25 protein-coding genes are annotated in these 24653 nt (G+C 58.2%); 10 read left to right on the top strand and 15 right to left on the bottom strand.

Annotation, left to right across the window (positions count from 1 at the left end):
• Positions 1-22 precede the first annotated feature (22 nt).
• The 3 genes from ACU4F7_RS13775 to ACU4F7_RS13785 all read right to left on the bottom strand — a co-directional run bounded on the left by ACU4F7_RS13775 (position 23) and on the right by ACU4F7_RS13785 (position 1798).
• On the bottom strand, positions 23-688 hold the full coding sequence (locus ACU4F7_RS13775) for a tellurite resistance TerB family protein (protein WP_029591856.1): 666 nt from the start codon (positions 686-688) through the stop codon (positions 23-25).
• A 119-nt stretch (positions 689-807) separates the two neighbouring features.
• Positions 808-1155, bottom strand: a complete 348-nt coding sequence (gene yebF / locus ACU4F7_RS13780; protein WP_029591857.1) for a protein YebF — start codon at positions 1153-1155, stop codon at positions 808-810.
• Between the two features lie 319 nt (positions 1156-1474).
• Positions 1475-1798: a YebG family protein gene (locus ACU4F7_RS13785; RefSeq protein ID WP_024559028.1), complete on the bottom strand. Its 324-nt coding sequence runs from the start codon at positions 1796-1798 to the stop codon at positions 1475-1477.
• A 131-nt stretch (positions 1799-1929) separates the two neighbouring features.
• Between ACU4F7_RS13785 and purT the strand changes: the two genes are divergently transcribed.
• Positions 1930-3108, top strand: a complete 1179-nt coding sequence (gene purT / locus ACU4F7_RS13790) for a formate-dependent phosphoribosylglycinamide formyltransferase (protein WP_481637150.1) — start codon at positions 1930-1932, stop codon at positions 3106-3108.
• A 47-nt stretch (positions 3109-3155) separates the two neighbouring features.
• Here the strand turns inward: purT and ACU4F7_RS13795 are convergent, their stop codons facing one another.
• The 3 genes from ACU4F7_RS13795 to zwf all read right to left on the bottom strand — a co-directional run bounded on the left by ACU4F7_RS13795 (position 3156) and on the right by zwf (position 7369).
• A complete protein-coding gene (locus ACU4F7_RS13795) occupies positions 3156-3794 on the bottom strand; it encodes a bifunctional 4-hydroxy-2-oxoglutarate aldolase/2-dehydro-3-deoxy-phosphogluconate aldolase (RefSeq protein ID WP_029591859.1) in 639 nt (212 codons plus the stop codon).
• Positions 3795-3856: 62 nt separating this feature from the next.
• On the bottom strand, positions 3857-5668 hold the full coding sequence (edd, locus tag ACU4F7_RS13800) for a phosphogluconate dehydratase (protein ID WP_481637151.1): 1812 nt from the start codon (positions 5666-5668) through the stop codon (positions 3857-3859).
• Between the two features lie 225 nt (positions 5669-5893).
• Entirely contained in the window at positions 5894-7369 is a 1476-nt protein-coding gene (gene zwf, locus ACU4F7_RS13805) for a glucose-6-phosphate dehydrogenase (protein WP_024559032.1), read from the bottom strand.
• Positions 7370-7725: 356 nt separating this feature from the next.
• On the opposite strand from zwf, the gene ACU4F7_RS13810 reads away from it, so the two are divergent.
• Positions 7726-8592: a MurR/RpiR family transcriptional regulator gene (locus ACU4F7_RS13810; RefSeq protein ID WP_029591861.1), complete on the top strand. Its 867-nt coding sequence runs from the start codon at positions 7726-7728 to the stop codon at positions 8590-8592.
• 124 nt (positions 8593-8716) lie between these two features.
• A complete protein-coding gene (pyk, locus tag ACU4F7_RS13815; protein WP_029591862.1) occupies positions 8717-10159 on the top strand; it encodes a pyruvate kinase in 1443 nt (480 codons plus the stop codon).
• A gap of 57 nt (positions 10160-10216) precedes the next feature.
• On the opposite strand, the gene lpxM is transcribed toward pyk, so the two are convergent.
• The 3 genes from lpxM to znuA form a co-directional block, all read right to left on the bottom strand.
• Positions 10217-11188: a lauroyl-Kdo(2)-lipid IV(A) myristoyltransferase gene (gene lpxM / locus ACU4F7_RS13820; RefSeq protein WP_481637152.1), complete on the bottom strand. Its 972-nt coding sequence runs from the start codon at positions 11186-11188 to the stop codon at positions 10217-10219.
• A gap of 125 nt (positions 11189-11313) precedes the next feature.
• Positions 11314-12642 (bottom strand): murein DD-endopeptidase MepM, encoded by a 1329-nt coding sequence (gene mepM, locus ACU4F7_RS13825; protein ID WP_035888118.1) that lies wholly within the window; start codon positions 12640-12642, stop codon positions 11314-11316.
• Positions 12643-12657: 15 nt separating this feature from the next.
• Positions 12658-13602: a zinc ABC transporter substrate-binding protein ZnuA gene (znuA, locus tag ACU4F7_RS13830; RefSeq protein WP_481637153.1), complete on the bottom strand. Its 945-nt coding sequence runs from the start codon at positions 13600-13602 to the stop codon at positions 12658-12660.
• Positions 13603-13680: 78 nt separating this feature from the next.
• Here znuA and znuC point away from each other — a divergent pair, with 78 nt between their 5' ends.
• On the top strand, positions 13681-14436 hold the full coding sequence (gene znuC, locus ACU4F7_RS13835; RefSeq protein WP_481637154.1) for a zinc ABC transporter ATP-binding protein ZnuC: 756 nt from the start codon (positions 13681-13683) through the stop codon (positions 14434-14436).
• Positions 14433-15218: a zinc ABC transporter permease subunit ZnuB gene (gene znuB, locus ACU4F7_RS13840; RefSeq protein ID WP_481637155.1), complete on the top strand. Its 786-nt coding sequence runs from the start codon at positions 14433-14435 to the stop codon at positions 15216-15218. The genes znuC and znuB overlap by 4 nt, the downstream gene beginning before the upstream one ends.
• 49 nt (positions 15219-15267) lie before the next feature.
• On the opposite strand, the gene ruvB is transcribed toward znuB, so the two are convergent.
• From ruvB to aspS, 6 genes are all read right to left on the bottom strand, one after another.
• Complete coding sequence (gene ruvB / locus ACU4F7_RS13845; protein ID WP_029591868.1) at positions 15268-16278, bottom strand: Holliday junction branch migration DNA helicase RuvB; 1011 nt, start codon at positions 16276-16278, stop codon at positions 15268-15270.
• Between the two features lie 8 nt (positions 16279-16286).
• Positions 16287-16898, bottom strand: coding sequence for a Holliday junction branch migration protein RuvA (gene ruvA, locus ACU4F7_RS13850; protein ID WP_024559041.1), 612 nt, complete (start codon positions 16896-16898; stop codon positions 16287-16289).
• A gap of 167 nt (positions 16899-17065) precedes the next feature.
• The gene (ruvC, locus tag ACU4F7_RS13855) at positions 17066-17587 is read right to left on the bottom strand and encodes a crossover junction endodeoxyribonuclease RuvC (protein ID WP_024559042.1); all 522 of its coding nucleotides are present in this window, start codon (positions 17585-17587) and stop codon (positions 17066-17068) included.
• A 133-nt stretch (positions 17588-17720) separates the two neighbouring features.
• On the bottom strand, positions 17721-18461 hold the full coding sequence (locus ACU4F7_RS13860; RefSeq protein ID WP_024559043.1) for a YebC/PmpR family DNA-binding transcriptional regulator: 741 nt from the start codon (positions 18459-18461) through the stop codon (positions 17721-17723).
• 23 nt (positions 18462-18484) lie between these two features.
• Entirely contained in the window at positions 18485-18928 is a 444-nt protein-coding gene (nudB, locus tag ACU4F7_RS13865) for a dihydroneopterin triphosphate diphosphatase (protein WP_029591869.1), read from the bottom strand.
• Position 18929: 1 nt separating this feature from the next.
• A complete protein-coding gene (gene aspS, locus ACU4F7_RS13870; RefSeq protein ID WP_481637156.1) occupies positions 18930-20711 on the bottom strand; it encodes an aspartate--tRNA ligase in 1782 nt (593 codons plus the stop codon).
• A 254-nt stretch (positions 20712-20965) separates the two neighbouring features.
• On the opposite strand from aspS, the gene ACU4F7_RS13875 reads away from it, so the two are divergent.
• The 5 genes from ACU4F7_RS13875 to cmoB all read left to right on the top strand — a co-directional run bounded on the left by ACU4F7_RS13875 (position 20966) and on the right by cmoB (position 24581).
• The gene (locus ACU4F7_RS13875; protein WP_481637157.1) at positions 20966-21532 is read left to right on the top strand and encodes a hydrolase; all 567 of its coding nucleotides are present in this window, start codon (positions 20966-20968) and stop codon (positions 21530-21532) included.
• An 11-nt stretch (positions 21533-21543) separates the two neighbouring features.
• Entirely contained in the window at positions 21544-22362 is an 819-nt protein-coding gene (locus ACU4F7_RS13880) for a DUF72 domain-containing protein (protein ID WP_481637158.1), read from the top strand.
• 69 nt (positions 22363-22431) lie between these two features.
• Complete coding sequence (locus ACU4F7_RS13885) at positions 22432-22827, top strand: MAPEG family protein (protein ID WP_024559048.1); 396 nt, start codon at positions 22432-22434, stop codon at positions 22825-22827.
• A gap of 42 nt (positions 22828-22869) precedes the next feature.
• Complete coding sequence (cmoA, locus tag ACU4F7_RS13890; RefSeq protein WP_029591922.1) at positions 22870-23613, top strand: carboxy-S-adenosyl-L-methionine synthase CmoA; 744 nt, start codon at positions 22870-22872, stop codon at positions 23611-23613.
• Positions 23610-24581 carry a tRNA 5-methoxyuridine(34)/uridine 5-oxyacetic acid(34) synthase CmoB gene (cmoB, locus tag ACU4F7_RS13895; RefSeq protein WP_029591923.1) on the top strand — a complete coding sequence of 324 codons (972 nt, stop codon included), beginning with the start codon at positions 23610-23612 and terminating at the stop codon, positions 24579-24581. Before cmoA ends, cmoB begins: the two co-directional genes overlap by 4 nt.
• The last annotated feature ends 72 nt before the right edge of the window (positions 24582-24653 follow it).

A 24653-nucleotide genomic window follows, 5' to 3' on the forward strand; every position in this document is an offset into this window, starting at 1 on the left:
CATGCCTAAGATTAAGACTTCTTTACGATGGCGGCAGCGCTTTTTTCTGCTCGCGGATGTCGTTTTCTATCTCTTCGCGCACCTCCTGCGGGATTTTCAGGGCGTCGCCTAAGGCATTGAGATAGCTGCGCTCCATAAAGTGATCGACATCGATTACCGCGCAGCTCAGGTACCAGATCTCCAGGGCTTCCTCTTCATCGCGAATATCCTGCGCCAGTCGCGCCGGATCGAGCGGCTGATCGATAGCCTGCTGCACCACCGCCCTGCCCTCGCCTTCAACGCCTGCTTCGCGAAGCTGCCGTTCAATGGCGGCCCGCTCCTGGTCATCAATATGCCCGTCGCTTTTGGCGGCGAACACCAGCGCCGTAATCAGTCGTTCCGCCCGCCGGTCGAGCGAGGCGACAGGTTTGCCGTAATCGGGCTCGTCCTGATGCGCCGCGCGGATTTTGTCTTTGTACTTGTTCCACAGCACCGTGCCCGCCACCGCGCCGCCGCCCACCATCAGCGCGCCGGTGCCGTATTTCGAAAGCAGCTTGCGGGAAGATTTGCTTGCCACCAGCAGCCCAGCCAGGCCGCCCAGCGCGCCGGGAGTGAGCAGTTTGCCAAGGCCGCTTTCGCCGCTCTGGGTTTTATTGCCGCTGCTGATAGTGCCAAGCATTGACTGAAGTTGGTTCATCCAGTTGGTCATGACTGTCCTCTGCTGTTGGGGGGTATCCCGAAAGCGTAAGCGAGCAGGCGTCAAGAAATGTCTGGAAGGGCAAAGAGAGGGAAAAGAATCGGGCAGGAGCGGCTGCTCCTGCCGCGCAATTAAAGCTGGTAGTGGGCTTTGCCCGCTTTGCAGTCGACGGTGACGGTATAGTGAATGTCTCTGTTTTTACCGCGTACCGTCAGCGGCACTTTCCACTTTTCATCCTTGCCGGTTATCTCCTTGCTGTTAATCCAGGCCACCGGGTCCGCCTGGCCCAGCGTCTTCTGGTCATCCGCCCAGCGCACAATGCGGTTTTGCAGGTAATCGCGCTTCACGCTGGCGGCGATAGTTTGCGCATTCGCGCCCTCGCATTTAGGGAACGGCACCTCGCGCGGGTCATCGGCATGGGCGGCGCAGGCGCTGCCAAGGAGCAAAGCGCAGGCTAAAAGATTCCTCTTTTTCATCATTATTACCCTCCACTGTTGGTACAGAGAAAGCCTGGTATAAAACCAACGGAGCGCAAGGGTTTGAAGGCGGCTTTGAGAAATAGCCTTATTAATTACAGGGAGGCGCCAGAAAAGCGCAGAGCGACAGGAGAGCGGAGAGCGGAGAGCGGAGAGCGGAGAGCGGAGAGCGGAGAGCGAAGAGCGAAGAGCGGAGAGCGGAGAGCGAAGAGCGGAGAGCGAAGAGCGAAGAGCGAAGAGCGAAGAGCGAAGACAAGAAAGGTAAAGCAGAGGAGGCCCCATCAGGCCAGCGCGCCGTAGCGCGCTACGCCTCATGCGGATATCAGGCGGCTTTGGTGCGCTTACGCGCCGCGCTTAACGCCACCGCGCCGTTTTCATCGCTTTCAGCCGGCGCTGACTCGCCATTTTCCTGCGGCAGACGACCGGTACGCACGATAGCGCCCAGGCTGTCTTTGTTTTCCGCCATCCACAGCGCGAGCTGCTCGGTCTGCCCCTCTTCCAGGGTTATCGGCGCATGCTGCAGCCAGCCTTCCAGTGCCTCGGCGAGATCGAGCATTTTGTCCCAGGCATCCGCTTCCTTTTTACTGGCAAATGACATTTTTTCCACACCCTCACGGATTACGACGTATTTAATTTCTACCGCCATTTTTGAACCCTCATTACTGTGTATTTATACAGTATAACGCATTCATCTTTGGCATGCAAATGCCTGTTACTGCAAGCGCAATCGTTTTCGTTTATACTCCGGCCAATTTCCTGCATAGCGAGAAAACTATTATGGCTCTATTAGGAACCGCGCTGCGTCCGGCAGCGACGCGCGTCATGCTGCTTGGGGCGGGCGAACTGGGCAAAGAAGTGGCTATCGAATGCCAGCAGCTTGGGGTTGAGGTGATTGCGGTAGACCGCTACGCCGATGCGCCAGCCATGCACGTTGCGCACCGCAGCCATGTCATCAATATGCTGGACGCGGCGGCGCTCAAAGCGCTGGTGGCGAAAGAGATGCCGGACTATATCGTGCCGGAGATCGAAGCCATCGCGACGGATATGCTGATTGAGCTTGAACAGCAGGGTCAGCGCGTAGTGCCCTGCGCGCGCGCCGCGAAACTGACCATGAACCGCGAAGGCATCCGTCGTCTCGCCGCCGAAGAGCTTAAACTTCCTACCTCCAGCTACCGTTTCGCCGACAGCGAAGCCGCTTTTCAGGCCGCCGTTGAAGAAATCGGCTTTCCCTGCATCGTTAAACCGGTGATGAGCTCATCCGGCAAAGGCCAGAGCTTTATTCGCGGGCCGGAACAGCTTGAAAAAGCCTGGCAATATGCCCAACAGGGCGGCCGGGCAGGCGCGGGACGAGTGATTGTTGAAGGCGTAGTGGAATTTGACTTCGAAATTACGTTACTGACCGTGAGCGCGGTCGACGGCGTGCATTTCTGCTCGCCGGTAGGCCATCGTCAGGAAGAGGGCGACTACCGCGAGTCCTGGCAGCCGCAGCAGATGAGCGAAGCCGCGCTGGCGCGCGCGCAGGAAATAGCGCGTGACGTGGTGCTGGCGCTGGGGGGCCACGGCCTGTTCGGCGTGGAGCTGTTTGTCTGCGGCGACGACGTCGTTTTCAGCGAAGTCTCCCCTCGCCCGCATGATACCGGCATGGTAACGCTGATTTCGCAGGATTTATCGGAGTTCGCGCTGCACGTGCGCGCCTTCCTCGATTTGCCGGTCGGCGGCATTCGCCAGTATGGCCCGAGCGCCTCGGCGGTTATCCTGCCTGAACTGGTGAGCGAAAATGTGCAGTATGACAATGTTGACGCCGCACTGGGCGCCGGGCTGCAGCTGCGCCTGTTCGGCAAGCCGGAAATCAACGGCACGCGCCGCCTGGGCGTCGCGTTAGCCACTGGCGAAACGGTTGACGACGCCATTACTCGCGCCAAAGCGGCAGCCGCCGCCATCCGCGTCAAGGCATAAAAAAAGCCCCGTTCAACGGGGCTTTCTTCTTACTGTCGGGCAAAGGGTTAGTTGGCGCCTTCAACCGCTTCGCGAGCCAGTTTAGTAATGCGATCCCAGTCGCCCGCTTCCATCGCGTCGGCTGGCACCAGCCAGGAGCCGCCGATGCACAGTACGCTTTTCAGCGCCAGGTAGTCGCGGTAGTTAGCCGGAGAGATGCCGCCGGTCGGGCAGAAACGCACCTGAGAGAACGGGCCTGCGATAGCCTGCAGCGCTTTGGTGCCGCCATTGGCTTCCGCCGGGAAGAATTTGAACTCTTTCAGACCGTAGTCCATGCCCAGCATTAACTCAGAAACGGTGCTGATACCTGGGATCAATGGAATAGTGCCTTCGGTGGCGGCTTTCAGCAGCGGCTCGGTAAGGCCAGGGCTGATGGCGAACTGCGCGCCCGCTTCAGTTACCGCTTTAAGCTGCTCTGCGTTCAGCACGGTGCCTGCGCCGATGATTGCATCCGGCACTTCTTTAGCGATAACGCGGATAGCTTCCAGCGCGCATTCGGTGCGCAGGGTGACTTCCAGCACGCGCACGCCGCCTGCCACCAACGCTTTCGCCATCGGCACAGCATGTTCCAGCTTGTTGATAACAATGACCGGCACAACCGGACCGGACTTCAGGATCTGTTCAGCACTTGTCTTCCAGTTTTTCATCAGTGGATCTCTCACGCCATTTAATTAAATTCGGTGTGGTGCGGTCTGCCGCGCACCCGGTGTTAAAAAGCGATGCAGGTTGCCCCCTGCTCCGCGCCGGACAGTTTTTCACGCAGCGCGCCAAACAGCTCACGCCCCGTTCCCACGCGCTGGGCGCTGAGATCGGGATGGTAAGCTTCGCGACGCGCCAGCTCTTCATCGTCCACCAGCAGTTGCAGTTCGCCGGTTTGTCCGTTTACGCGGATCAGATCGCCGTCGCGCACTTTCGCCAGCAGCCCGCCATCCCAGGCTTCAGGCGTAACGTGGATGGCGGAAGGAACCTTGCCGGAAGCGCCGGAGAGGCGACCATCCGTGACCAGTGCGATTTTGAAACGGCGGTCCAATAATACACCAAGTGGCGGCATAAGTTTATGTAATTCTGGCATGCCGTTGGCTTTCGGCCCCTGATGCCGCACGACCACCACGCAGTCGCGATCCAGCAGGCCCGCTTCAAACGCAGGCACCACATCATGCTGGCTTTCGAACACCACGGCCGGTGCTTCAACAATCTGGTTTTCCTGCGGAACGGCGGACGTTTTCATCACCGCGCGTCCGAGGTTGCCGCTCAGCACTTTGGTGCCGCCATGGTGAGAGAAAGGCTGTTCAATGGGGGCGATAATATCGCTGTCGAGGCTCGCGCTTGCGCCGTCGCGCCAGTCCAGCTCGCCGTTGTTAAGCCATGGCTCACGCGTATAGCGGCTCAGGCCGAACCCCGCCACGGTATGCACATCTTCATGCAGCAGGCCGCCTTTTAGCAGCTCGCGCATCAGCACCGGGACGCCGCCCGCCGCCTGGAAGTGGTTGATATCCGCCGGGCCGTTCGGGTAGAGGCGCGCCAGCAGCGGCACCACGTCGGAAAGCTCAGAGAAATCGTCCCAGTTGATAATAATGCCCGCCGCGCGCGCCATCGCCACCAGGTGCATGGTGTGGTTAGTTGAGCCGCCGGTCGCCAGCAGCGCGACGATGCCGTTCACCACCACTTTTTCATCAATCATTTTGCCGAGCGGCAGCCCTTCGTTGCCGTTGGTGGTCAGGCGCGTCACCTGCCGGGCGGCGGCGGCGGTCAGCGCTTCGCGCAGCGGCGCGTCAGGATGAACGAAAGAGGAGCCCGGCAACTGCATGCCCATAAACTCCACCACCATCTGGTTAGTGTTGGCGGTGCCGTAAAAAGTGCAGGTGCCCGGCGCATGGTAAGAAGCCGCTTCCGATTCAAGCAGCGCCATACGGTCAACTTTGCCTTCGGCGTAAAGCTGGCGAATGCGGACCTTTTCTTTGTTGGGCAGGCCGCTCGCCATCGGCCCTGAGGGAACAAACACCGCCGGGAGATGGCCAAACGATAACGCCGCCATCACCAGCCCCGGCACGATTTTGTCGCACACGCCAAGATAAAGCGCTCCATCGAACATGTTATGGGAAAGCCCGACGGCGGCGGACATGGCTATTACTTCGCGGCTTAAAAGCGAAAGCTCCATGCCGTCCTGACCCTGGGTTACGCCATCGCACATCGCCGGCACGCCGCCCGCCACCTGCCCCACCGCGCCAACGGCGTGCAGCGCCTTGCGGATCTGCGCCGGATAACTCTCATAAGGCTGGTGCGCCGAGAGCATGTCGTTGTAGGACGTGATGATGGCGATATTGTTACGCAGCATGCTTTTCAACGCGGCTTTATCTTCTGGCTGGCAGGCCGCAAAACCGTGCGCCAGGTTGCCGCAGGCCAGTTGGGAGCGGTGTACCGTCGTGCTGGCGGCGTCGTTGATTCTTGCGAGGTAGGCTTCACGGTAGGCGCGCGAGCGCTCGGCAATGCGTTTTGTTACGCGTAACATTACTGGGTGCATAAAATTTCCTCTTGGTTCGCTGTCGCTGACGTGATGCCACTGCGGGTAATACAACGCATAACTAAGGCATCAGGCAAGCGACATCAGGGGAAAAATCGCTTCAGCCAGTGTAATGAAAAAAGCCCTGCCGGTGAATCCGGGCAGGGCTTTATCAGAGAAAATTTCACACTCTGCTGCGCCAGATCATGTTACCGGTAAAGTTGGCAACAGGCGGCGCGTTCAGCGTTATTCGAACTCGTTCCAGGAGCGGCCGTCGCGGGTGATCATCGCAACAGAAGCCACCGGTCCCCAGGTGCCGGCCTGGTAAGGCTTCGGCGCATCGTTATCCGCCGCCCAGGCTTCGGTGATGGAGTCAACCCACTTCCACGCTTCTTCCACTTCGTCACGGCGCACAAACAGCGCCTGAATGCCGCGCATGGTTTCCAGCAGCAGACGCTCGTAAGCGTCGGCCAGGTGCGTCTGGTTGAAGGTTTCCGAGTAGCTCAGGTCAAGCTTAGTAGTTTGCAGGTTGTGCTTGTGATCAAGGCCCGGCACTTTGTTCAGCACCTGAATATCCACCCCTTCATCCGGCTGCAGGCGAATGGTGAGCTTGTTCTGCGGCAGATCCTGCCAGGAATCTTTGAACAAATTGAGTTCCGGGGTTTTGAAATAGACCACGACCTCAGAACACTTGGTCGGCAAACGCTTACCGGTACGCAGATAGAACGGCACGCCCGCCCAACGCCAGTTATCGATATCCACCCGGATAGCCACGAAGGTTTCCGTGTTGCTGGTTTTGTTGGCCCCCTCTTCTTCCAGGTAACCTGGCACTTTTTTGCCCTGGGCAAAACCAGCGGTGTACTGGCCGCGCACGGTTTTCTCACGCACGTTGGAGCGGTCGATACGGCGCAGGGAGCGCAGCACTTTCACTTTTTCATCGCGAATGCTGTCGGCAGTGAGGTCCGACGGCGGCGACATGGCTATCATGCAGAGAATTTGCAGCAGGTGGTTTTGGATCATATCGCGCATCTGGCCCGCCTGGTCGAAGTAACCCCAGCGGCCTTCAATGCCTACCTCTTCCGCTACGGTTATCTCCACGTGGTCGATGGTGCGGTTATCCCAGTTATTGACGAACAGCGAGTTGGCAAAGCGCAGCGCCAGCAGGTTCAGCACGGTCTCTTTGCCAAGGTAGTGGTCGATACGGTAAACCTGGCACTCCTCAAAGTACTCGCCCACCTGGTCGTTAATTTCACGGGAGGTATCGAGCGACGTGCCGAGCGGCTTCTCCATCACCACGCGCGCGGGCTTGGCGTTGAGCTTCGCTTCGCCAAGGCCCTTGCAGATAGCGCCGAAGGTGCTTGGCGGCATGGCGAAATAGTTAATGGTGACGCGGTTTTTCTGGTCGAGCATTTTGCCGAGGCGGGCGAACGCGCCGGTGTCGTTCACATCCAGATTGCAGAAATCGAGACGCCCGCTCAGCTTGTCCCACAGGCCTTCATCGATTTTCTCTTTCATGAAGGTCTCGAGCGCTTCGCGCACGACGTTGGTATAGGCTTCTTTATCCCAGTCGGCGCGGCCGACGCCGAGAATGCGGGTTTCGGGATGGATTTGCCCGGCTTTTTCCAGCTGGTACAGGGAGGGCAGCAGTTTTCGGCGTGCGAGGTCGCCTTTCGCGCCGAAAATGACCAGGTCACAGGCCTGGGCTGTTTGCGTTACCGCCATGTCATTCTCCTTCGTTTCGGATAACCTGGTCTGCCAGGTTTATTTGTAATTTTCTTACATTGCACTGTACTGCTTTTACGGCTTTCACGGAACTCTTTACCGTAGCACTCTTCGTAAGAAACGATCGGTGAAGGCACACAGTGATAAATAAAGCGCCACCGTAACCCTTCACTGATGATTTTTCACGCTTTTCGCCGCCTGCCAAAATCAGACCGCGATCAAGTTCTGAAAAAAAACAACAACATTATCGGGTGGAGATTACCCCCTGCTTATCCTGCAGGAGTATATTCTGGCTAAAATGCATCGCGATGACACCTTTTCGTGTTTTCGCCCTTTCCATGAGTCCCATACTAGCGATGAACATGCTGGAAAAGATCCAGTCTCAACTGGAAAATCTGAGCAAATCTGAACGCAAAGTCGCCGAGGTTATCCTGGAATCCCCGTCACGGGCTATTCACTCCAGTATCGCTCGCCTTGCAAGCGTGGCAAGCGTCAGCGAACCCACGGTGAACCGTTTCTGCCGCAGCCTTGATACCAAAGGCTTCCCCGATTTTAAACTCCAGCTGGCGCAAAGCCTCGCCAACGGCACGCCTTATGTTAATCGCAATGTCGATGAAGATGACAGCGTAGAGGCCTATACCGGCAAGATTTTTGAGTCCGCCATGGCGAGCCTCGACCATGTGCGCCAGTCGCTTGATATGAACGCCGTGAACCGCGCGGTTGACCTGCTTACCCAGGCGAAAAAAATCGCTTTTTTCGGACTCGGCTCTTCAGCGGCGGTGGCGCACGACGCCATGAACAAATTTTTTCGTTTCAATGTTCCGGTTATCTACTCCGATGACATCGTCCTGCAGCGGATGAGCTGTATGAATTGCAGCGCGGATGATGTCGTGGTGCTGATTTCTCACACCGGGCGTACCAAGAGCCTGGTCGAGCTGGCGCGTCTTGCGCGGGAAAACGACGCCATGGTGCTGGCTCTTACCTCTCAGGGTAGTCCACTGGCGCGGGAAGCAAGCCTGGCCCTGCTGCTGGATGTGCCGGAAGATACCGATATTTATATGCCGATGGTTTCAAGGCTTGCGCAGTTAACGGTGATTGATGTGCTGGCGACCGGTTTTACCCTGCGTCGCGGCGCGAAATTCCGGGATAACTTGAAGCGTGTCAAAGAAGCGCTGAAGGAATCGCGTTTTGATAAAGAGCTTTTAATTCCAGACCAACAGTAATCAAATTGATAACAAAGTTGTCACACATTCACCCATTCGGTTAAGGTCCTTGCTCCAGGGGAGCATCCGATCCGCTGAATTTTGTTCACGCAACACCAAAACGTTTCAGTCAACGGAGTACTACATGTCCAGAAGGCTTCGCAGAACCAAAATCGTTACCACGTTAGGTCCGGCAACCGACCGCGATAATAATCTGGAGAAAATTATCGCTGCGGGCGCCAACGTAGTGCGCATGAATTTTTCGCACGGCACGCCAGAAGATCATAAATTGCGTGCGGATAAAGTCCGTGAAATCGCGGCGAAACTGGGCCGCCACGTCGCCATTCTCGGCGATTTGCAGGGTCCAAAAATTCGCGTATCCACCTTCAAAGAAGGCAAAGTTTTCCTCAATATCGGCGACAAGTTCCTGCTTGATGCTAACCTCGGCAAAGGCGAAGGCGATAAAGAAAAAGTCGGTATCGACTACAAAGGCCTGCCGGCGGATGTCGTGCCGGGCGATATTCTGCTGCTCGATGATGGACGCGTGCAGCTTAAGGTGCTGGAAGTTCAGGGCATGAAAGTGTTCACGGAAGTGACCGTCGGCGGCCCGCTTTCCAATAATAAAGGCATCAACAAGCTGGGCGGCGGTCTCTCTGCCGAAGCCCTGACCGAGAAAGACAAGGCGGATATCGTCACCGCCGCCGCCATTGACGTTGACTATCTGGCCGTCTCCTTCCCGCGCTGCGGCGAAGACCTTAACTATGCTCGCCGCCTGGCGCGCGACGCAGGTTGCAATGCGAAAATCGTGGCGAAAGTTGAACGCGCCGAAGCGGTATGCAACGAAGAAGCGATGGACGACATTATTCTCGCCTCTGACGTGGTAATGGTCGCCCGCGGCGACCTGGGCGTTGAAATCGGCGACCCGGAACTGGTGGGCATCCAGAAAACGCTGATTCGTCGCGCCCGTAAGCTGAATCGTGCCGTCATTACCGCGACCCAGATGATGGAGTCGATGATAACCAATCCGATGCCGACCCGTGCGGAAGTCATGGATGTGGCGAATGCCGTGCTGGATGGCACCGACGCTGTGATGCTTTCGGCAGAAACCGCGGCAGGTCAATACCCGGCGGAAACCGTCGCTGCCATGGCGCGCGTTTGTCTGGGCGCGGAAAAGATCCCGAGCATCAACGTTTCCAAACACCGTCTGGACGTGCAGTTCGATAACGTTGAAGAGGCGATTGCCATGTCGGCGATGTATGCGGCCAACCACCTGAAAGGGGTTACCGCTATCATCACCATGACCGAATCGGGCCGCACGCCGCTGATGACCTCCCGTATCAGCTCTGGGCTGCCGATTTTCGCCCTCTCCCGTCACGAGCATACCCTGAACCTGACGGCGCTCTATCGCGGCGTTACGCCAGTCTATTTCGATAGCCCTAACGACGGCGTCGTCGCCGCTCAGGATGCCGTGAACCTGCTGCGCGATAAAGGCTACCTGGTCACAGGCGATCTGGTGATTGTGACCCAGGGCGACGTTATGGGAACTATCGGCACCACCAACACCACCCGTATTCTGACCGTGGAATAAAAAAAGGGGCTTTAGCCCCTTTTGTCTGTTTCAGAAAGCCGCTCACGACGAGCGGCTTTATTTTTTAGGGTAGAGATCCTTACGGCGGTATGGCTCTTTCTCCCCTTCTTTGCGCGTTTTCAGCAGCTTCAAAATCCAGGCGTACTGCTCAGGATGCGGGCCGACAAAATGCTCCACCTCTTCGTTCATGCGGCGCGCCAGCGTGACGTCATCCGCATTGAGCAGGTCGTCCATGGGCGGGCGAACAAGCACGTCCAGACGGTGCGTTTCGCCGTTATAAACCGGGAAAAGCGGAATAACGCGGGCGCGGCACACTTTCATCAGCCTGCCCACCGCGGGCAGCGTGGCTTTATAGGTCGCGAAGAAATCAACGAATTCGCTCTGCTCCGGCCCGTGATCTTCATCCGGCAGATAGTAGCCCCAGAAGCCATCCCGCACGGACTTGATAAACGGCTTAATGCCGTCCTGACGCGGGTGCAGGCGCCCGCCAAAGCGCAGACGCACTTTGTTCCAGACATAATCAAGCAGCCTGTTGCCCTGGTGGTGGAACATCGCCGCAACGTGCACGCCGCGCGAGGCCAGCAGCATTGCCGGGATGTCGACGCCCCAGCCATGCGGCACCAGCAGGATAACGCTTTCTTTGCTTTCAAGCATCTCGTTGATAATCGCCTCTCCGTGCCAGTCAACGCGATCGAGCACCTTTTCCGGCCCGCGTAAGGCAAGCTCCGCCATAAGCACTATCGATTGCGGCGCGGTGGCGAACATATTATCGATAATGGTTTCACGCTGCGCTTCGGAGAGCTCAGGGAAACAATAGAACAGATTGATACGCGCGCGACGGCGGGCGCTTTTGCCAAACTTGCCGGCCAGCCGCCCAATCTTACCGAGAAGCGGGTCGCGAAATGAGGGAGGCGTCAGCGCAAGCGCTGCGCAGGCCCCGATGCCCAGCCAGCTTCCCCAGTAACGGGGATGTAAGAAAGCGCGTTCGAAGGTGGGGATAAATTCACTGTTCGTTTTTTTTGTTTCCATGCCTGTTCTCGGGCCAGAGCCAACTTATCAAAAGAGAAAATAAGGAAATAGTTTAGCGGCGCGAAGGCCGCCAGACAAAAGAAAAAGCCGGCGTTCAGGACGCCGGCTGGTTAACAGCGGATTCGTTAATCAAAGCGCAACTGTGGGATAACCTCGTTCGCCTGCGCCAGATAATCGCGACGATCGGAGCCGGTCAGCCCTTCGGTACGCGGCAGCTTCGCGGTTAGCGGGTTAACCGCCTGCTGGTTTATCCAGATTTCATAATGCAGGTGCGGGCCAGTGGAGCGCCCGGTGTTGCCGGAAAGCGCGATGCGATCGCCGCGTTTCACTTTCTGGCCTGGTTTCACCAGCAGTTTTTTCAGGTGCATGTAACGGGTGGTATAAGTGCGTCCGTGACGGATAGCCACATAGTAGCCCGCAGCGCCGCTGCGTTTCGCCATCACCACTTCTCCGTCGCCCACCGCCAGCACCGGCGTGCCCTGCGGCATAGCGAAATCCACCCCTTTGTGCGGCGCAACGCGGCCCGTTACCGGGTTCAGGCGACGCGGGTTAAAGTTCGAAGAGACGCGGAACTGACGCGACGTCGGGAAGCGCAGGAAACCTTTCGCAAGGCCGGAGCCGCTGCGGTCGTAGAATTTACCGTCTTCCGCCCGGATGGCGTAGTAGTCTTTACCGCTCGAGCGCAGGCGCACGCCCAGCAACTGGCTCTGCTCGCGCTTGCCGTCCAGCATTTCATGGGACATCAGCACAGCGAACTCGTCGCCTTTTTTGAGCTTGCGCAAATCCATCTGCCACTGCATCGCTTTGATAACGGCGCTGATTTCGGCGCTGGTCAAGCCCGCCTCTTTCGCGCTCGCCACAAAGCTTCCGTCAACGGAGCCTTTCATCACGCTATTTACCCAGTCGCCCTGCGCGATTTCGCTGCTCATCTTGAAGCCGCCGTTTGCCTGACGATCGTAGGTACGGGTTTCGCGGCGCGACATTTCCCATGTCAGTCGCTGCAATTCGCCTTCCGGCGTCAGGGTCCAGGAGATTTGCTGACCGATTTTCAGGTTACGCAGATCTTTGTCGACGGTAGCGAGCTGGCTGATTTCGCCCATGTCGATACCGTACTGGTTAAGCACGCTGCTTAAGGTGTCGCCGGTCGAAACGACATATTCATGTACGCCCGCTTCGCCCGAGGTTTTGTCATCAAGCTCATCCTGAGGAATGGCTTCGTCTTCTTCTTCCGGTGGAGCCTGGTCTATCGGCTCGCTCGCCTCCGGCAGCAGAGAGCGCACTTCATTTTTCTCAAGCTCAATGGTCTTAACGATAGGCGCTGCTTCGGGGTGGTAGACATACGGCCGCCAGACGGCGACCGCAAGAGTCAGTACTGTAAGCGACCCCAGCATGACGCGATGAGGCCGGGGTAGATTGTTAAATGCCAGAGCGACAGAACGGGCTATCTGTTGCACAAATTCACTTCCTCGTTAATCTCCTTTCAGGCAGCTCGCATACTGGTTTGATAGTTCGGTCAGAAACTGCATATAGCCGTCCTTCCCTACTTTGATGTCTGTTCCCAGTGGATCCAGGGTTCCCATTCGAACCTTCGTCCCCCTGGCAACGGCTTCAATGACCGCTGGCCTGAACTGTGGCTCAGCAAAAACGCAGGTCGCTTTTTGCTCAACCAACTGTGTTCTGATTTCATGTAAACGCTGAGCGCCAGGCTGGATTTCGGGGTTAACGGTGAAGTGACCCAGTGATGTCAATCCGTAGTGTTTTTCAAAGTAGCCGTAAGCATCATGAAAAACGAAATAACCTTTACCTTTCAGTGGCGTCAGCACGGTGGACACCTGCTTGTCCGTGCGGTCAAGTTCCGCTTCGAAGCTCTGCAGGTTCGCGTCCAGTTTGGCTCGACTTTGCGGCATAAGTTCCACTAATTTTTTGTGGATTGCAACCGCCGAGGATTTGGCTATTTCTGGCGACAGCCAGATATGCAGGTTATGATCGCCATGGTGGTGATGACCGTCACCTTTTTCGTCATCATGGTGGTCATCGCCGTGCTCATGCTCGTCCTCTTCGCTGCCTTTCATTAGCAGCGGTTTTACGCTTTCAAGCTCAGCCAGCGCGAGCTGTTTTTGAGGGGGCAGCGTGCCGACGGTCTTTTGCATGAACGCTTCCATCTCCGGGCCAACCCAGACGACTAAGTCCGCATTCTGCAAGCGTTTTACATCAGATGGACGCAATGCGTAATCATGCTCAGAGGCGCCATCAGGCAGTAATACTTCCGTGGGAGTCACACCGTCGGCGATGGCGGCGGCAATGAAGCCTAACGGCTTAAGCGAAGCGACCACAGCGGCCTGTGAAGGTACGGTGGCGCCAGCCCATAAAGCTGCTGAAACAGCAGCGAAAAGAAGCGTATTTTTATGTAACATAATGCGTCTTATCGTCGTGATGAATGTCAGAGTTGTGATATTATAACATTCTAAAGCTTGTGCAACGCTTAATTAACTATGACTACTTTGGTTTCACTGGAAAATATCTCCGTTTCGTTTGGCCAACGCCGCGTCCTTTCTGACGTTTCGCTGTCATTACGCCCGGGAAGAATACTTACGCTGCTTGGGCCGAACGGCGCAGGCAAATCCACCCTTGTGCGCGTGGTGCTTGGGCTAGTAGCACCCGACGAGGGCGTTATCAAGCGCGACAGGAGCCTGCGCATCGGCTATGTGCCGCAAAAGCTGCACCTCGACGCTACGCTGCCGCTCACCGTCAGCCGCTTTATGCGCCTGCGCCCCGGCACCCGCAAAGCGGATATTTTGCCTGCGCTTAAACGCGTGCAGGCGGGCCATTTGATTGACGCGCCGATGCAAAAGCTTTCCGGCGGCGAAACGCAGCGCGTGCTGCTGGCCCGCGCCTTGCTCAATGAACCACAGCTGCTGGTGCTTGATGAACCCACCCAGGGCGTGGACGTCAACGGCCAGGTAGCGCTTTACGATCTTATCGATAAGCTGCGCCAGGAGCTGAACTGCGCGGTGCTGATGGTCTCGCACGATCTGCATCTGGTGATGGCGAAAACCGATGACGTGCTTTGCCTTAATCACCATATCTGTTGCTCCGGCACGCCGGAAGTGGTCTCTACTCATCCGGAATTTATCGCCATGTTCGGCCCCCGCGGCGCGGAACAGCTGGGCATTTACCGCCATCACCATAACCATCGTCACGACCTTCAGGGACGGATTGTTTTACGCAGAGGAAATGGCCAGTCATGATTGAACTTCTTCTTCCCGGCTGGCTTGCCGGGATGCTGCTCGCCTGCGCCGCCGGGCCGCTTGGCTCGTTTGTGGTCTGGCGCAGGATGTCCTATTTCGGCGATACGCTGGCGCACGCATCGCTGCTGGGCGTGGCCTTCGGACTGCTGCTGGATGTTAACCCTTTCTACGCGGTCATCGCCGTCACCCTGCTGCTGGCGCTGGGTCTGGTCTGGCTTGAGAAACGTCCGCACCTCGCCATCGATACCCTGCTCGGCATCATGGCGCACAGCGCGCTTTCGCTCGGGCTGGTGGTGGTGAGCCTGATGGCTAACATTCGCGTCGATCTGATGGCTTACCTGTTTGGCGACCTGCTGGCGGTAACGCCTGCCGATCTGGTTTCTATCGCGCTTGGCGTCGTGGTGGTGATAAGCGTGCTCTGCTGGCAGTGGCGCAGCCTGCTCGCCATGACCATCAGCGCCGATCTGGCGTTTGTGGACGGCGTTCGTCTGCAGCGCGTAAAGCTTCTGCTGATGCTGGTGACAGCGCTGACGATTGGCGTGGCGATGAAGTTTGTCGGCGCGCTGATTATCACGTCCCTGCTGATTATCCCGGCCGCCACGGCGCGACGCTTCGCCCGCACGCCGGAGCAGATGGCGGGCTTTGCGGTCATCATCGGCATGGTGGCAGTGACTGGCGGCCTCACCTTTTCCGCCTTTTACGATACCCCGGCGGGCCCTTCCGTGGTGCTGTGCGCCGCGCTGCTGTTCATTCTCACCATGACAAAACGCATGCCGGCCTGAGCGCTACCCATAAAAAAGGCGCCCTTACGGCGCCTTTTTTATTTCTGCCTCAGGGCATGGCGGGCGGCGTAATGCCGAAGTGGCTCCAGGCGCGCGTCGTCGCCATACGGCCGCGCGGCGTGCGCTGTAAAAAACCCTGCTGAATAAGGAAAGGCTCCAGCACGTCTTCGATGGTTTCGCGCTCTTCGCCGATGGCCGCCGCGAGGTTATCCAGCCCCACCGGACCGCCGAAAAACTTATCAATCACCGCCAGCAACAGCTTGCGGTCCATGTAGTCGAAACCTTCGGCGTCCACGTTGAGCATATCGAGCGCCTGCGCCGCCACGTCCTGGCTGATAACGCCATCATGGCGAACTTCCGCGAAGTCGCGCACGCGTCTTAACAGCCGGTTGGCGATACGCGGCGTGCCGCGAGAGCGACGCGCGACCTCAAGCGCCCCCTCCTCGCTCATCTCCAGCCCCATATAGCGGGCGCTGCGGCTGACGATATGCTGCAAATCGGGCACCTGATAGAACTCCAGGCGCTGCACGATGCCGAAGCGGTCGCGCAGCGGCGAGGTGAGCGACCCGGCTCGTGTCGTCGCGCCAATCAGCGTGAAGGGCGGCAAATCGATTTTAATTGAACGCGCCGCCGGCCCTTCGCCAATCATGATGTCGAGCTGGTAATCCTCCATGGCCGGGTAAAGCACCTCTTCAACCACCGGCGACAGACGATGAATTTCATCAATGAACAGCACGTCGTGCGGCTCAAGGTTGGTGAGCATGGCCGCCAGATCGCCCGCCTTTTCCAGCACCGGACCCGATGTGGTGCGCAGGTTAACGCCCATTTCATTGGCGACAATATTGGCGAGCGTGGTTTTGCCAAGCCCTGGCGGGCCGAAAATCAGCAGATGGTCCAGCGCGTCGCCGCGCAGTTTCGCCGCCTGGATAAAGATTTCCATCTGCGAGCGCACCTGCGGCTGGCCGACATACTCACTCAGTAGTTTGGGACGGATGGCGCGGTCCGCCACCTCTTCCGCCGTACTGCTGCCCGGTGCGACCAGGCGATCTGCTTCAATCATCCTCTACCTCACAATGCCGCGCGCAGCGCTTCGCGGATCAGGGTTTCACTGTCTGCGTCCGGGCGGGCGATTTTACTGACCATGCGGCTGGCTTCCTGCGGTTTATAACCCAGCGCCACCAGCGCGGCAACCGCTTCCGCCTCTGCGTCGTCCGGCTGCGGGCCGGCAGGCGACGCCAGCACCAGATCCGCCGCTGGCGTAAAGAGATCGCCATGCAATCCTTTGAAGCGGTCTTTCATCTCCACCACCAGACGCTCGGCGGTTTTTTTACCGATGCCCGGCAGCTTCACCAGCATAGCGGGTTCTTCGCGTTCAACGGCGTTAACGAACTGCTGGGCGGACATGCCGGAAAGAATAGCGAGCGCGAGCTTCGGGCCTACGCCGTTGACCTTGATAAGCTCGCGGAATAGCGTGCGCTCCTGCTTGTTGTTAAAACCAAACAGCAACTGCGCATCTTCGCGCACCACAAAATGGGTAAAGACCACTGCTTCATTGCCGGTTTCCGGCAGTTCATAAAAGCAGGTCATCGGCATATGGACTTCATAACCGACGCCACCCGCTTCCAGCAATACCAGCGGGGGCTGTTTTTCCAGTACGATGCCTCTGAGTCGGCCTATCACGATGCGCTCCTGCGTTAACTAGCGAAAAATGTGAGCCTATCATATAAAAAAGGCTGGATAGGTATCCAGCCTCAGATAAAAAAACAAACCGTGAAAAAGCGCACTTTTTGTCGTCCGGCGCGCCTTGAGAAGGGCGATTTCACGACGCAGCGCGCTTTTTTGCTTCTTCAGCGCAGACGGCCCCGCGCCAGGTTCAGGCGCGATTCGCTGACCTGCGCGGCGTTCTGGCTGACGTGACAGTGGGTAATGGCGATAGCCAACGCATCTGCGGCATCCGCCTGGGGATTCGCGGGCAGCTTAAGCAGCGTGCGCACCATATGCTGCACCTGGCTTTTTTCCGCGCTGCCGATGCCGACCACCGTCTGCTTCACCTGACGCGCCGCGTATTCAAACACCGGCAGCTCGTGGTTAACCGCCGCGACAATCGCCGCCCCCCTGGCCTGCCCAAGCTTAAGCGCCGAGTCGGCGTTTTTCGCCATAAATACCTGCTCGATGGCGAAGTAATCAGGATGGAACTGGGTGATGATTTCGCTGACGCCCGCGTAGATAAGCTTTAAGCGCGAGGGAAGATCGGCGATGTTGGTGCGGATGCAGCCGCTGCCAAGGTAGGTAAGCTGTCGCCCCGTCTGGCGAATAACACCGTAACCGGTGATGCGCGAACCGGGATCAATACCGAGAATAATAGACATCACGCTTCTCCGCCGCGAAGGGATAACCGCCGTCCGGCTTGCCGGAGAGCCGCTTTCCCCTGCCGCTCCCTGAGCGCGGTCAGACCGCGCTCAGAGGAGAAGGAAGCGCCCGCCAGAATAAAGCGGGCTGCTGTCACAGGGTGGCCGCTACTTCGTCGGAGATCTCACCGTTGTGGTAAACCTCCTGCACGTCGTCGCAGTCTTCCAGCATGTCGATAAGACGCAGCAGCTTCGGCGCGGTATCAACGTCCATATCCGCTTTGGTGGAAGGGATCATGGAGACTTCAGCGTTGTCTGCTTTCAGACCCGCCGCTTCCAGCGCGTCGCGCACCGCGCCCATCTCTTCCCAGGCGGTGTAAACGTCGATAGCGCCGTCGTCGTAAGTCACTACGTCTTCCGCGCCCGCTTCCAGCGCCGCTTCCATGATGGTGTCTTCGTCGCCCGCTTCGAAGGAGATAACCCCTTTCTTGCTGAACAGGTAAGCAACGGAGCCGTCGGTGCCGAGGTTGCCGCCGCACTTGCTGAACGCATGACGCACTTCCGCTACGGTACGGTTGCGGTTGTCGGAGAGACACTCCACCATCACGGCGGTGCCGCCCGGGCCGTAGCCTTCGTAAATGATGGTTTCCATGTTCGCGTCTTCATCGCCGCCGACGCCGCGCGCGATAGCGCGGTTCAGGGTGTCGCGCGTCATGTTGTTTGACAGCGCTTTGTCGATAGCCGCGCGCAGACGCGGGTTAGAACCCGGATCGCCGCCGCCCAGACGCGCCGCCGTCACCAGCTCGCGAATGATCTTGGTGAAAATCTTACCGCGCTTGGCATCCTGTGCCGCTTTGCGGTGTTTCGTGTTGGCCCATTTACTATGACCTGCCATAACAATCTCCAAAAGCGCCTTAATCAGGCGGCATCAATTACAAACTCTTCAATCGCCTGCCGGTTGCTCCACGACTTAGTCAGGGCGGCGGCGGCATGCGCCTCCTCCCACCGATAAGCCAGATGCTCGCTGATGCTTACCGGCCTTTCGCTCGGCAACGCAAGACAGAACCAGTATTCTGTATTGCGTATAATCCCCGGCGCGTAGCGATGACGCAAATGAGGAAAGATTTCAAACTCCACGCAGCGCTGACAGTCGATGAGCGCAAGTTGCTCCAGGGCAACGTCCACATCGACCTCTTCCTTTACTTCACGCTGCGCGGCCTCGCGTGGACTCTCCCCCGCCTCCAGGCTGCCGGTGACCGACTGCCAGAAATCGGGGTCGTCCCGCCGCTGCAACATCAGCACCCGTCCGGTATCTTGCGCATAAATGACGACCAGTACCGAAACAGGATGCTTGAATGGCATATTACTTGTTCTCCAGCGGCTTCTCTTTCGCGACCACCTGGATACCCAGCTCAGTTAAAGAAGCGGGGTTCGCGAAGCTTGGCGCTTCGGTCATCAGACAGGCCGCCGCGGTGGTTTTCGGGAACGCGATAACGTCGCGGATGTTGTCGGTGCCGGTCAGCAGCATGGTCAGGCGATCGAGACCGAAGGCCAGGCCCGCGTGCGGCGGCGTGCCAAACTTCAGCGCGTCCAGCAGGAAGCCGAATTTCTCACGCTGCTCCTGCTCGTTAATGCCGAGAATGCCGAACACGGTCTGCTGCATTTCACCGCTGTGAATACGCACAGAGCCGCCACCCACTTCGTAACCGTTGATAACCATATCGTAAGCGTTGGCTACGGCCTCTTCCGGCGCCGCTTTCAGTTCGGCGGCGGTCATCTCTTTCGGCGAGGTGAACGGGTGGTGCATCGCGGTCAGGCCGCCTTCGCCGTCGTCTTCAAACATCGGGAAGTCGATAACCCACAGCGGCGCCCATTTGCTCTCGTCGGTGAGGTTCAGATCCTTGCCAAGCTTCAGGCGCAGCGCGCCGAGCGCGTCGGCAACCACTTTTTTGTTGTCGGCGCCGAAGAAAATCATGTCGCCGTCCTGCGCGCTGGTGCGCTCAAGGATAGCTTCCACGATGTCCGCGTTCAGGAACTTCGCCACCGGGCTGGTAATGCCTTCAAGACCTTTAGCACGCTCGTTGACTTTAATATAAGCCAGACCTTTGGCGCCGTAGATTTCGATAAATTTGCCGTAGTCGTCAATTTGTTTACGGCTAAGCTGCGCGCCGCCCGGCACGCGCAGCGCGGCGACGCGGCCTTTGGCGTCGTTAGCCGGGCCGGAGAAGACCTTAAACTCAACCGCTTTCAGCAGGTCGGCAACGTCCACCAGCTCCATCGGGTTACGCAGATCGGGCTTGTCAGAGCCGTAGCGGCGCTCCGCTTCCGCGAAGGTCATGATCGGGAACTGGCCCAGGTCCACACCTTTGACCTCCAGCCACAGCTGACGGATCAGTTTTTCCATCACCTCACGCACCTGCGGCGCGGTCATGAAGGAGGTTTCCACGTCGATCTGGGTGAATTCCGGCTGGCGGTCGGCGCGCAGGTCTTCATCGCGGAAGCATTTTACTATCTGATAGTAACGGTCGAAGCCGGACATCATCAGCAGCTGTTTGAAAAGCTGCGGGGACTGCGGCAGCGCGTAGAATTTGCCTTTATGAACGCGGGAAGGCACCAGATAATCGCGCGCGCCTTCCGGCGTGGCTTTGGTCAGCATCGGGGTTTCGATGTCGAGGAAACCGTTGTCGTCCATAAAGCGGCGTACAAAGCTGGTGATTTTCGCGCGGGTTTTCAGGCGCTGCGCCATGTCCGGGCGACGCAGATCGAGGTAGCGGTATTTCAGACGCGCTTCTTCGCTGTTGACCTGGTTGGAGTCGAGCGGCAGCGGCTCGGCGCGGTTGATGATGGTCAGCTCAGTGGCGAACACTTCCACTTCGCCGGTCGCCATATCGCGGTTAACGTTTTTGTCGTCACGCGCACGCACGGTGCCGGTGATTTGAATGCAAAACTCATTACGCAGCTCAGAGGCCAGGTTGAAAGCGTCGGCGCGATCCGGGTCGAAGAACACCTGCACGATGCCTTCACGGTCGCGCATGTCGATAAAGATCAGGCTGCCGAGATCGCGACGGCGATTAACCCAACCACACAGCGTTACCTGTTGCCCCACATGAGACTTGTTTAGCTGCCCGCAATATTCTGTACGCATGAGATATCCCTTAAGTTTGCCGCAGGCCGTTGGTCGCCTGCCCTGCAGGCTTTAGTGTCGCAGCATTTATCTGGATGAAAAAAGGCGGCCATTATACTGGAAATTCCGGGCTGCGATAAGCCCGACGCCGCCTGCCCGCGCGTTTGTCGCGCGTGATGTTGCTTATTCTCACAAAAATTAACAAAAATAGTAAACCGCTTGCCGGGTTTGAGAGCGTAAGGTACGGAACCTGCTACTAAAATCATGGAGTCATCATGTTAAAACTCAATGCCGCCACCAGCGCGCTGGTGATTATCGATCTTCAGGAAGGCATTCTGCCGTTTGCCGGCGGCCCGCATAGCGCGGACGACGTGGTTTCCCGCGCCGCCCGCCTCGCGGAGAAATTCCGTGCTCATAAAGCGCCGGTGGTGATGGTGCGCGTCGGCTGGTCGAAAGATTTCGGCGAAGCGCTCAAGCAGCCTGTGGATGCCGCCGTCGCCGCGCATGCCCTGCCTGATGAATGGTGGCACTACCCGGTAGCGCTCGGCAAACGCGACAGCGATATTGAAGTGACCAAACGCCAGTGGGGCGCCTTCTACGGCACCGATCTGGAGCTACAATTACGTCGTCGCGGCATTGATACTATCGTGTTGTGCGGCATCTCCACCAATATCGGCGTGGAGTCTACCGCCCGCAACGCCTGGGAGCTTGGCTTCTCGCTGGTGATTGCCGAAGACGCCTGCAGCGCCACCACCCGCGAACAGCACCAGGCCAGCATGACCCATATTTTCCCGCGCATCGCTCGCGTGCGCAGCACTGAGGAGATCCTCGCGGCGCTTTAAGCCGCGCGCTTATGCTTTATATCGGCTTGCCGCAATGGTCGCACCCGGGATGGGTGCGGCTTGGCATCACTTCCCTTGAGGACTACGCTCGCCACTTCAACTGCGTGGAGGGCAACACCACGCTTTACGCGCTGCCTAAAGCGGAGATCGTCGAGCGTTGGAAAGCGCAAACCACCGACGATTTCCGTTTCTGCTTTAAATTTCCGGCCACCATTTCCCACCAGGCGGCGTTGCGCCACTGCGAGGAGCAGACAAGCGAGTTTTTCTCGCGCATGGCGCCGCTTGCCGGGCGCATCGGCCAGTACTGGCTCCAGTTGCCCGCCGCGTTCGGCCCGCGGGATTTAGCCGCGCTGTGGGCGTTTCTCGATGCGCTGCCAACCGAATTCACCTATGGCGTGGAAGTGCGTCACCCGGAATTTTTCGCCAAAGGCGACGTGGAGCAGGCGCTCAACCGTGGGCTGAAGGCGCGCGGCGTCAACCGCGTTATTCTCGACAGCCGCCCGGTGCACAGCGCAAAGCCGCACAGCGAAGCGGTGCGCGACGCCCAGCGTAAAAAACCGGTTGTGCCGGTGCATGCGCTGGTCACGGCGCGCAACCCGCTGGTGCGCTTTATCGGCAGCGATGCCATGGAGCAGAACGTCGATTTCTTCCAGGACTGGTTGAAAAAGCTGCCAGCCTGGGAGCAAACCACCACGCCGTATCTCTTTTTACATACGCCGGACATCGCCCAGGCGCCGGAGCTGGTGCATACGCTCTGGCCGATGCTTCAACGGGTTATCCCTTCGCTTGGCCCTGAACCCGCCATTCCACAGCAAAACACCCTCTTCTAGCAGAGCGACAAGCCGCGCGGCTCACGCTATGATAAGCGGGCCTGTGGATGGGTGTTTAAGGGAGTTGCTATGGTAAGCGCGCTGTATGCTGTACTGGGTGCGTTGTTGCTGCTTAAGTTTTCGGTAGATGTGGTGCGCCTTCGCACGCAATATCGCGTGGCGTATGGCGATGGCGGCTTTAGCGAACTGCAAATCGCTATCCGCGTTCACGGCAATGCCGTGGAGTACATTCCTGTCGCCCTGCTGCTATTGTTGTTGATGGAGATGAACGGCGCCGAAACCTGGCTCGTTCACGTCGGCGGCATTTTGCTAATCCTCGGACGGCTGATGCATTACTACGGCTTTCATAACCGGCTGATACGCTGGCGACGTTCCGGCATGAGCGCGACCTGGTGCGCGCTGGTGCTGATGGTGCTGGCGAATCTCTGGTATATGCCGTGGGAGTTGGTTTTCGCGCTTCATTAGCGCAAAATACGCCCCTTTCGTTTTTCCTCGGATTCAAACGCTATGTCTAACCGCGACACGCTGTTCTCCGCTCCCATCGCCCGTCTGGGCGACTGGACTTTCGATGAGCGGGTGGCTGAAGTCTTCCCCGATATGATCCAGCGTTCGGTGCCAGGCTATTCCAATATCATCTCGATGATTGGCATGCTGGCGGAACGCTTTGTCCAGCCCGCAAGCCAGGTTTACGACCTTGGCTGTTCGCTTGGCGCGGCAACGCTGTCAGTTCGCCGCAACATTCACCACGAAGGCTGCAAAATCATCGCCGTGGATAATTCAAAAGCCATGGTGGAGCGCTGTCGCCGTCATATCGATGCCTTTAAAGCGCAGACGCCGGTCGAGGTGATTGAAGACGATATCCGCAATATCACCATTGAGAACGCCTCGCTGGTGGTGCTGAATTTTACGCTTCAGTTTCTCAACCCGGACGATCGCCTGACGCTGCTGACAAAAATCTATCAGGGCCTTAACCCCGGCGGCGCGCTGGTGCTGTCGGAAAAATTCAGCTTTGAAGATAAAGAGATGGGCGAGCTGCTGTTCAACATGCACCACGACTTCAAGCGCGCCAACGGCTACAGCGAACTGGAAATCAGCCAGAAGCGCAGCATGCTGGAGAACGTAATGCTCACTGATTCGGTGGACACGCATAAAGCGCGGCTGCGCCAGGCGGGCTTTGAGCACAGCGAACTCTGGTTTCAGTGTTTTAACTTCGGCTCGCTGGTGGCGGTAAAGAACGGGAGCGCGGCATGATCGATTTTGGCCGTTTTTATCAGCAGATTGCCTGTAGCCCGCTCAGCCCATGGCTGGAAACCCTTCCCGCGCAAATTGCCGCCTGGCAGCGTGAATCGCTGCACGGGCAGTTTAAGCAGTGGGCGAATTCGCTGGAGAACCTGCCTGCGCTGAACCCGGAGCGCCTTGATCTGCTGCACGGCGTTAGCGCGCAAATGCAGGAACCGCTGGCGCAGGGGCAGCAGATGCGCATTGAGAAGCTGCTGCGCACGCTGATGCCATGGCGCAAAGGCCCCTTCTCGCTTTATGGCGTGAACATCGACACCGAATGGCGTTCCGATCTCAAGTGGGAGCGCGTGCTGCCGCATATCTCCCCGCTTGCCGGGCGCACGATTCTGGACGTAGGCTGCGGCAGCGGTTATCACCTGTGGCGCATGGTGGGCGCAGGCGCGAAGTTCGCGGTGGGCATCGACCCGACCCAGCTTTTTCTCTGCCAGTTCGAGGCGGTGCGCAAGCTGCTCGGCGACGACCAGCGCGCGCACCTGCTGCCGCTTGGCATTGAGCAGATGCCCGCGCTGAACGCCTTCGACACTGTCTTTTCAATGGGCGTGCTGTACCACCGCCGTTCGCCGCTTGAGCACCTCTGGCAGCTTAAGGACCAGTTAGTTAACGAAGGCGAGCTGGTGCTGGAAACGCTGGTGGTGGAAGGCGACGCCAACACCGTGCTGGTGCCGGGCGAACGTTACGCGCAGATGCGCAATGTCTATTTCATCCCTTCCGCGCTGGCGCTTAAGAACTGGCTGGAGAAGTGCGGCTTTGTGGACGTGCGCATCGCCGACCATTGCCTGACCACCAGCGAAGAGCAGCGTCGCACCGACTGGATGACCAGCGAATCGCTGGCGGACTTCCTCGACCCACACGACAGCAGCAAAACGGTGGAAGGCTATCCGGCGCCGCTGCGCGCTGTGCTGGTGGCCCGCAAACCTTGATAAAAAGGGAACCGCCTCCCCCGTTTTTTCGCTAAGACAAAAAGCGCGCTCCTGAACTACGCTTGCAACAGA

Source organism: Franconibacter pulveris (assembly GCF_056780215.1).

Bases quoted from the DNA above. Each gene is read 5' to 3' on its own strand.
- ACU4F7_RS13775 (WP_029591856.1), bottom strand. From the start codon at position 688: ATGACCAACTGGATGAACCAACTTCAGTCAATGCTTGGCACTATCAGC.
- yebF (WP_029591857.1), bottom strand. From the start codon at position 1,155: ATGATGAAAAAGAGGAATCTTTTAGCCTGCGCTTTGCTCCTTGGCAGC.
- ACU4F7_RS13785 (WP_024559028.1), bottom strand. From the start codon at position 1,798: ATGGCGGTAGAAATTAAATACGTCGTAATCCGTGAGGGTGTGGAAAAA.
- purT (WP_481637150.1), top strand. From the start codon at position 1,930: ATGGCTCTATTAGGAACCGCGCTGCGTCCGGCAGCGACGCGCGTCATG.
- ACU4F7_RS13795 (WP_029591859.1), bottom strand. From the start codon at position 3,794: ATGAAAAACTGGAAGACAAGTGCTGAACAGATCCTGAAGTCCGGTCCG.
- edd (WP_481637151.1), bottom strand. From the start codon at position 5,668: ATGCACCCAGTAATGTTACGCGTAACAAAACGCATTGCCGAGCGCTCG.
- zwf (WP_024559032.1), bottom strand. From the start codon at position 7,369: ATGGCGGTAACGCAAACAGCCCAGGCCTGTGACCTGGTCATTTTCGGC.
- ACU4F7_RS13810 (WP_029591861.1), top strand. From the start codon at position 7,726: ATGAACATGCTGGAAAAGATCCAGTCTCAACTGGAAAATCTGAGCAAA.
- pyk (WP_029591862.1), top strand. From the start codon at position 8,717: ATGTCCAGAAGGCTTCGCAGAACCAAAATCGTTACCACGTTAGGTCCG.
- lpxM (WP_481637152.1), bottom strand. From the start codon at position 11,188: ATGGAAACAAAAAAAACGAACAGTGAATTTATCCCCACCTTCGAACGC.
- znuA (WP_481637153.1), bottom strand. From the start codon at position 13,602: ATGTTACATAAAAATACGCTTCTTTTCGCTGCTGTTTCAGCAGCTTTA.
- znuC (WP_481637154.1), top strand. From the start codon at position 13,681: ATGACTACTTTGGTTTCACTGGAAAATATCTCCGTTTCGTTTGGCCAA.
- znuB (WP_481637155.1), top strand. From the start codon at position 14,433: ATGATTGAACTTCTTCTTCCCGGCTGGCTTGCCGGGATGCTGCTCGCC.
- ruvB (WP_029591868.1), bottom strand. From the start codon at position 16,278: ATGATTGAAGCAGATCGCCTGGTCGCACCGGGCAGCAGTACGGCGGAA.
- ruvC (WP_024559042.1), bottom strand. From the start codon at position 17,587: ATGTCTATTATTCTCGGTATTGATCCCGGTTCGCGCATCACCGGTTAC.
- ACU4F7_RS13860 (WP_024559043.1), bottom strand. From the start codon at position 18,461: ATGGCAGGTCATAGTAAATGGGCCAACACGAAACACCGCAAAGCGGCA.
- nudB (WP_029591869.1), bottom strand. From the start codon at position 18,928: ATGCCATTCAAGCATCCTGTTTCGGTACTGGTCGTCATTTATGCGCAA.
- aspS (WP_481637156.1), bottom strand. From the start codon at position 20,711: ATGCGTACAGAATATTGCGGGCAGCTAAACAAGTCTCATGTGGGGCAA.
- ACU4F7_RS13875 (WP_481637157.1), top strand. From the start codon at position 20,966: ATGTTAAAACTCAATGCCGCCACCAGCGCGCTGGTGATTATCGATCTT.
- ACU4F7_RS13880 (WP_481637158.1), top strand. From the start codon at position 21,544: ATGCTTTATATCGGCTTGCCGCAATGGTCGCACCCGGGATGGGTGCGG.
- ACU4F7_RS13885 (WP_024559048.1), top strand. From the start codon at position 22,432: ATGGTAAGCGCGCTGTATGCTGTACTGGGTGCGTTGTTGCTGCTTAAG.
- cmoA (WP_029591922.1), top strand. From the start codon at position 22,870: ATGTCTAACCGCGACACGCTGTTCTCCGCTCCCATCGCCCGTCTGGGC.
- cmoB (WP_029591923.1), top strand. From the start codon at position 23,610: ATGATCGATTTTGGCCGTTTTTATCAGCAGATTGCCTGTAGCCCGCTC.